This is a genomic window from Ramlibacter sp. (assembly GCF_029866045.1).
Lineage (GTDB): Bacteria > Pseudomonadota > Gammaproteobacteria > Burkholderiales > Burkholderiaceae_C > Ramlibacter.
Genome location: NZ_JARXAB010000151.1, coordinates 1 through 6,481, shown reverse-complemented (window position 1 = coordinate 6,481; position 6,481 = coordinate 1). Strand labels below are relative to the sequence as shown.

The window sequence follows — 6,481 nt, the reverse complement described above, 5'->3', positions numbered from 1 at the left end:
GCCTGCGCCTTCGCGACACGCGCCGCGCCCTGCTGCGCGGCGACCCACCACAACCCCTGCTGGCGGGCACCAACACCACCATCGGCGTGGTCGCCACCGATGCCGTCATCACCAAGGTGCAGGCCCACCGCCTGGCCGTGGCCGCACACGATGGCCTGGCGCGCAGCATCAACCCCGTGCACACCATGTCGGATGGCGACACGCTCTTCAGCTTGGGCACTGGCCGCGCGGGCAAGAGCCTGGGCATGATGGTGATGGCCACGATGGCGGCCGAGGCCACGGCCATGGCCACGGCGCGGGCGGCATGGGCTGCGCGCGCCATCACCACCGCAGAGGGGCTTTATTTGCCGTCAGCGGCAGACCTGGCATAGGCCACGCCACCCAGGCCCGGCGACGCCGCCGTGGGCAGGCGCCTGCGGGCCGAACGGCGGATCAGCCACAGCACCACGCCCGTCACGCTCAGCACCGTCACAGCCACGCCCAGCAGCGTGACCACCACGCGGCCCGGCACCCCTGCAATGCGCCCGGAGTGCAGCGGAAACTGCAGCCGCATGAACAGATCCCCCGCCGAGCCTTCGCCCGGCACCCGCTGGCCCACCAGGGCACCCGTGTCGCCATCAAAGTACAGGCGCGGCGGCCCCAGGCCAGGGCGGCTGATGCCGGGCACATAAAAGTCCACCCCGTACAGGCCAAACGCAGCGCGGTAGCTGAGGAAACCCGGCGGGTCGCTCCAGCCCCTGCGCAAACCCTCTGCGCGTGCAGCTTGCACAATGGCCTCGCGCCCGACAGCCGGGGGCTGCGCGCTCTCCAGCGCACTGCGGCGTGGGCGCTCGTCAAAGGGGCTCGGGCTGGTGCGGGAGAACAGGTTGACCACCGGCTCCATCACTTCGTCATGCAGATTCATGGCCACCGAGGTAACAGCCAGCACCAGCATCAGAGCCCACGTCCACACACCGCCCGAGCGGTGCAGGTCAAAGTTGAGAACCTGGCCGCCGCGCGACCAGCGAAACGACAGGGATTTGCGCCACGCCGCCCAGCGGGGGAACGACAGCCACAGCGCGATGAAGCAGTCCAGCGTCCACAGCAGCGCCACCGCGCCCAGGAACCACACGCCCCAGTCCACCCCCCAGGCGCGCGGCAGGAACAGCGTGTGGTGCAGCTTGTAGAGAAACGGGACGATGTCCTCCCGCGCGAGCGAGGCCCTGCCCCACAGGCGCTTGCCCTGCACCGCCGCCGTGGCCGGGTGCAAGGCCATCTGGTCGAAATCCAGTGGATAGGGCTGGCCTGTGGCGGGGTCCAGGCGCGGCTCGACCATGACCACCAGCGTCTGGCCCGCAGGCGCGGCCAGCGGCAGGTAGCTCACGCGCAACTGCGGGTGCGTGGCCTCCACGCGCCGCGCGATCTCGGTGGCAGGCAGCGCATCGCCAGCGAAGGGGGCCACCCGGTGAAACGTGGGATTGAGCCAGCGGTCCAGCTCATGCTCCCACGCGATAACGGAGCCCGTGAGCCCCGCGACGGCCAGGAACACCGCCATGAACAGGCCGGCCCAGCGGTGCAGATGTACCAGCAGCTTGCGCATTGGGTTGTCAGATGGAGGTCGAACCCGCCCGAGGCCTGCGCGCTGGGCGAGGCCCACGCCAGCGACCGTCGCGCAAGGGCCGCCCCGCCGCGCTGGCGGTGTCCCCCTTCCCGAATGGCACAGCCATTCGAGAGAAGGGGGAAGGCGCGAAGCGACTCAGGGGGATGCTTTAGAACCTGTACGCAGCCGCCACGCGCACTTCGCGCCCAAAGCCCAGGGCGCAGAACTGCGCCCCACCCCGGAAGGTGTTGCACTGGGTCTTGTAGCGTTTGTCTGCCAGGTTGCTCACGTTGAATGACAGGCGCCAGGCCCCGATGTCGTAGGCCGCCATGGCATCGAACAGGGTGTAGCTGTCGTTCATGGGCAGCGGACCAGCGGCCACACGCAGTTCGCCCGGTGTGGCACTGATGTGCCGCGCGCCCAGCGCCAGTTGCAGCGGGCCGCGCTGGTACTTGCCCCACAGCGACGCGACATGCTCGGGCGTGGCACCGGGGCGTTCGCCCACTTCCAGCGGGTTGTTGCTGCGCGTGACCTTGGCGTTCAGGTAGGTGTAGGCGCCAATCACCGAGAAGCCGCCGCCCACATCGCCCGATCCCTGCAGCTCCAGCCCCCGGCTGCGCACTTCGCCGGTCTGCACGTCAAAGCGCGGATTGATGGTGGACGGCGTGCGCACATTGCGCTTGCGCAGGTCGAACACGGCGGCGCTCAGGGTGTAGCCCGCGTTGGCAGGTGCGTAGCGCACCCCCACCTCGGCCTGCTTGGCGGTTTCGGGTTCGTAGGGGTTGCCGTTGGCATCCACCGCCGTCACCGTGGTGAGCGGCGGCTGGAAAGCGGTGTTGAAGCTCACGTACGGCGCCAGCCCGTTGGGCGCCAGGTAGACGGCCCCGGCACGGCCGGTGAAGGCGTTGTCGCGCCGGTCCACCAGGGTGGTGGTGAAGGCGCTGCTGGCCGTCAGCCGCGCGTCGTAGGCCGTGTCGATGTGCGCCGTGTCGTAGCGCCCCCCCAGGCTGAACACCCAGCGCTCGCCCAGCTTGATCTGGTCCTGCAGGTACAGGCCCACCTGCGTGTTGCGGGCCAGGGCGCGGTCGCTCAAAAAGTTGTTGCCCCAGTCTGGCTGCACATAGACGGGATTCACGAGGTCGATCGGGGCCACAGACCCGTTGAGTGAATGGATGCGCCAGTCGAGCTTGGAGTGGTAGTAGTCGAGCCCCGCCAGCATCTGGTGCGATACCTCGCCGTTTTTCCAATGCGCCTCCAGGTGGGTATCCACCACCAGGGTTTTCTCTGCGTCGGGCCGCACCATGGCAAGGCGTGCCATGCTGCGCTGGTCGGCCAGCAGCCCCCGGTTGCGCATCTCCAGGCGATGGTTGCTGCCGTCCAGGTAACGCAGGTTGTGGCGCAGCGTGAGGGCATCGCTGAAGCTGTGTTCGAGCAGATAACCCAGCGATACCGCGCGCTTGTGGTGGCCCGAGCCGGGGCCGTTCACGTTGATGCTCTCATGGGAGGGGCCTGCGGGCGTGTTGCGGTAGTAGGGAATGACATAGCCCGTATCATCGTCCTGGTAGTGCGCCAGCAGCGTGAGGGTGGTGCGGTCGCCCAGCAGCGTGAGTGCGGGCGCCACGTAGGTGCGGTCGGCGCGCAGGCCATCCCACTGCGTTCCCGCCTCCCGTTTGAGCAGGGTGAGGCGGCCCAGCAGCGTGCCTTGCTCGTTGAGCGCGCCACCGATGTCGGCAGTGATCTGGCGGCGGTCGTGGCTGCCCAGCTCCACCCCGACTTCGCGCTGCATGTCGGCACGGGGGCGCTTGGTCACCGCGTTGATCAACCCGCCGGGCGCCGACTGGCCGTACAGCACCGAGGCCGGGCCATGCACCACCTCCAGCCGCTCCAGCCCGTAGGGCTCCAGGTTGGTCATGAAGCCGTTGTGGATGAGGCGCATGCCGTCGCGGTACAGGCCCGTGCCGGTGAGGTAGAAGCCGCGCACCGACACATCGTCGTCGGTGATGCCATAGTCCGCCGGGCGCACGCCTGCGCTGTAGCGCACGGCCTCGGCCACGCTGGAGATGGCCTGGTCCCGGATCTGCTCTGCGCCGATGGTGGAGACCTGCTGCGGAGTCTCCAGCACCGGAACGTCCATCTTGGTGGCGCTGGCACTGCGGGTGGCGCGGTAGCCTGCCACCGGGCCGGTGGCGGCCTCGCGCTCGGCGGTCACACGCACGGTGGGCAGTGGGGTGTCTGTGGCGGCGGGGCTGCGCACCGCATTCGCCGGTGTCGCGACAGCGGTACGGCGCAGCATGTAGCCGCCGTCAGCGCGCGCGATAGCCTCCAGGCCCGTGCCCCGCAACAGGCGGGCGAAACCCTCCGGCACCGACACACTGCCCTGCAAGCCGCCGCTGCTCAGGCCTTCGGTCAAGGCCGGCTCGAACGATAGCGTGACGCCTGCCGCGCCCGCAAAACGCGACAGTACGGCGCCCAATGGACCGGCAGAAATGTCATAGGCCCGCGCCGCCGCCGGTGCAATCGCCCCGACCTGGGCCAGGGCCTGGGGGATGGTGGCAGCCAGGGCCACCCCCAGGCACAGCGCCTGGATGGCGCCCGCGACAGGGGTGGTGAACACGATGGGTGTGCGGGCCAGCAGCGGCATATGGTGCGAAAGGTGTGGACGGTGCGCCATGCGCGGTCTCCTCAGGGCAGTGGTGTCGGTAAAAAAGAGAAGCGGAAAAAAGAACGTTCCACCCCTTGCCGGACATGCACGCAAAAAGGGACACGCCACCCGCGCTGGGCATCCACTTTTTTTGCAGCGGCCTGCTCGCACAGGCGGCGCGCAACCGGAGCACAAGAGCCTCACACCAAAATTGCTACAAATTTAATAGCTATTAGCGCTTGATGGATAAGCGCTGGAGGCCAAAAACACCTCAATTTCCGACAAACACCCCTCACCCCGGCAGCAGCGTGACCCAGTACCGTGTGCGTGACAAGACCTGCACGGGGAGGGTGGCCGCCACCATGGCCAGCGCCTGGTCGGTGTTGCGCAACTGGAAGGCGCCCGAAATCCGCAGCCCGGCCACGGCGGGATCGCAGTGCAGCAGGCCGGGGCGGTAACGGGAGAGCTCGCGGGCAAAAGCGTCCAGGCGCAGGTTGTCGGCATACAACACGCCCTGCGCCCAGGCCAACGCCTGCTCGCCCAGTGGCAACGGCACCGACACCGCCGTGGCCGTGTAGTGGCACTGCGCCCCCGCACGCAGCACGCGCGCAAGCCCCTGCCGCGGCGCGACCTCCACCGTCCCGTGGGCCACAGCCACGCGGGTTTCCCCCGCCTCCCCCAGCCGCACGGCGAACCGGGTACCAACCTTGGCACCCTGCGGGTGACCCAGGGCGCGCAACACACCCTGCGGTGTCTCCACCTGAAAGCTGCGCGCACCGGTGAGGTGGGCGCCAGACACATCGGGTGCCGTGGTGACGAGCATCTCACCCGCATGCAGACGCACCCTGGGCTGCGGCACATCCCAGGCCACATCCACCGCCGTGGCCGTGTTCAGCAGCAATTGCGAACCATCGGCCAACTGCACGGTGCGCTGCTCACCGGTGGCCGTGCGGTGCTCTGCCGCCCAGGGCTGCCACGGCAGGTGCCGCCATCCCAGGTAGGCCGTGGCGGGCGCTACGCCCACAACGGCCAGGACGCGCAGTGCAGCACGCCGGTTAACGCCCCGGTGGGCCCGGTTGAGCACCGGCAGGCCCAGACCAACGGGCACAGCGCCCAAGGTGCGAGACAGCCGTTCGGCGCGCTGCCAAGCCTGTTCGTGCGCAGCATCCTGGGCGCGCCATCGGGCCAGGGCATGCCAGTCCTCGGGCCCCGCGTCACTGGAATGCAGCCGCACCAGCCACTGTGCCGCTTCTCGCAGCACCGCGCGACCGGGTTCGCCGGCCACTGCCGGGTCGTGCGCGACACGGCTCATGCCATGGCCACCAGGCAGCACTCAAAGCCCTGCGCCATGTAGCGCTTGACGGTGCGTTCGCTCACCCCCAGCTCCTGGGCAATGGCGGCATAAGACATGCCTTCAAGCTGCGACAGCAAGAATGCATGGCGGGCCTTCGGAGCCAAGCCGTCGAGCAGCGCATCGATTTCATGCAGTGCCTGCAGCGCCAGCGCACGCTCCTCAGGCGACGGCGCCAGGGGCTCTGGCATCAGCGCCAGGGCCTCGCGGTACGCCTGCTCCAGCGCGCGGCGGCGCCACAGATCGGCGAGCAGGCCCTTGGCAATCGTGGTGAGGTAGGCACGTGGCTCATGCAGCCCGTGCAGCGCCTGGGGCCGCAGCAGCACCCGCAAAAAAGTGTCCTGCGCGAGGTCTGCCGCCTCGTCGCCACACCCCAGTCGGCGATGGAGCCACGCCCGCAGCCAGCCATGGTGGTGGCTGTACAGCGTGTGGGCATCATGGGCCTGGCTGGTGTCGGCGGCGAACATGCAGTGGCAGGAAAAATGCGCCATTGTAATTGATAATAATTCTCAATATCAAACGTACCCCTGCAAACCGACACGCAGACGCCTGATCACATCGGGGTCGCGCAAGGAGTGCCAAAAACAGTCTTGGGAGCGGCACAATCTCCGCTTGCCGCACGGCACTGTTCACCCCGACAGTGCACCGCAGCGGCGTCCCCTCGGCATCCCAAAGGAGAATCCATGAGAGACCCTGCCCATCGGCGCCATGCATGGCTGTTGTGCCTGCCGTTGCTCATTAGCGCCCAGACGGTACAGGCACAGGACCAGCTGGTGGACCTGCAATCCAGCGGCGGCTACACCTCCTACCGCTTGGCGGACGATGTGACCCAGGTGGACCTGGTAGAACAAACCCAGGGCGCCTGCCGCTTTAACCGCACCTGGGGCTATGACCTCACCAACCGCGAGCT

5 protein-coding genes and 1 pseudogene are annotated in these 6,481 nt (G+C 68.3%); 2 read left to right on the top strand and 4 right to left on the bottom strand.

All coding sequences use genetic code 11. The annotated features are described in order from the left end of the window. Nucleotides 1–371 (top strand): P1 family peptidase (locus QE494_RS15395; RefSeq protein WP_300044578.1); only part of this gene is annotated, 371 nt, incomplete at its 5' end. Here QE494_RS15395 and QE494_RS15390 read toward each other — a convergent pair. From QE494_RS15390 to QE494_RS15375, 4 genes are all read right to left on the bottom strand, one after another. Continuing rightward, on the bottom strand, nucleotides 341–1,579 hold the full coding sequence (locus QE494_RS15390) for a PepSY domain-containing protein (RefSeq protein WP_300044576.1): 1,239 nt from the start codon (nucleotides 1,577–1,579) through the stop codon (nucleotides 341–343). The two genes, QE494_RS15395 and QE494_RS15390, sit on opposite strands and share 31 nt — an antisense overlap. Before the next feature lie 169 nt (nucleotides 1,580–1,748). Beyond that, complete coding sequence (locus QE494_RS15385; protein WP_300044574.1) at nucleotides 1,749–4,250, bottom strand: TonB-dependent siderophore receptor; 2,502 nt, start codon at nucleotides 4,248–4,250, stop codon at nucleotides 1,749–1,751. 262 nt (nucleotides 4,251–4,512) lie between these two features. After that, nucleotides 4,513–5,532: a FecR domain-containing protein gene (locus QE494_RS15380; protein ID WP_108616076.1), complete on the bottom strand. Its 1,020-nt coding sequence runs from the start codon at nucleotides 5,530–5,532 to the stop codon at nucleotides 4,513–4,515. Further along, nucleotides 5,529–6,038 (bottom strand): sigma-70 family RNA polymerase sigma factor, encoded by a 510-nt coding sequence (locus QE494_RS15375; RefSeq protein WP_300044571.1) that lies wholly within the window; start codon nucleotides 6,036–6,038, stop codon nucleotides 5,529–5,531. Before QE494_RS15375 ends, QE494_RS15380 begins: the two co-directional genes overlap by 4 nt. Nucleotides 6,039–6,254: 216 nt before the next feature. On the opposite strand from QE494_RS15375, the pseudogene QE494_RS15370 reads away from it, so the two are divergent. Next, a pseudogene (locus QE494_RS15370) lies at nucleotides 6,255–6,481 on the top strand (hypothetical protein); the annotation flags it as partial.

What these genes read in the sequence shown, in the direction of transcription:
- QE494_RS15390 (WP_300044576.1), bottom strand. Translation starts at nt 1,579, where the DNA reads ATGCGCAAGCTGCTGGTACATCTGCACCGCTGGGCCGGCCTGTTCATG.
- QE494_RS15385 (WP_300044574.1), bottom strand. Translation starts at nt 4,250, where the DNA reads ATGGCGCACCGTCCACACCTTTCGCACCATATGCCGCTGCTGGCCCGC.
- QE494_RS15380 (WP_108616076.1), bottom strand. Translation starts at nt 5,532, where the DNA reads ATGAGCCGTGTCGCGCACGACCCGGCAGTGGCCGGCGAACCCGGTCGC.
- QE494_RS15375 (WP_300044571.1), bottom strand. Translation starts at nt 6,038, where the DNA reads ATGTTCGCCGCCGACACCAGCCAGGCCCATGATGCCCACACGCTGTAC.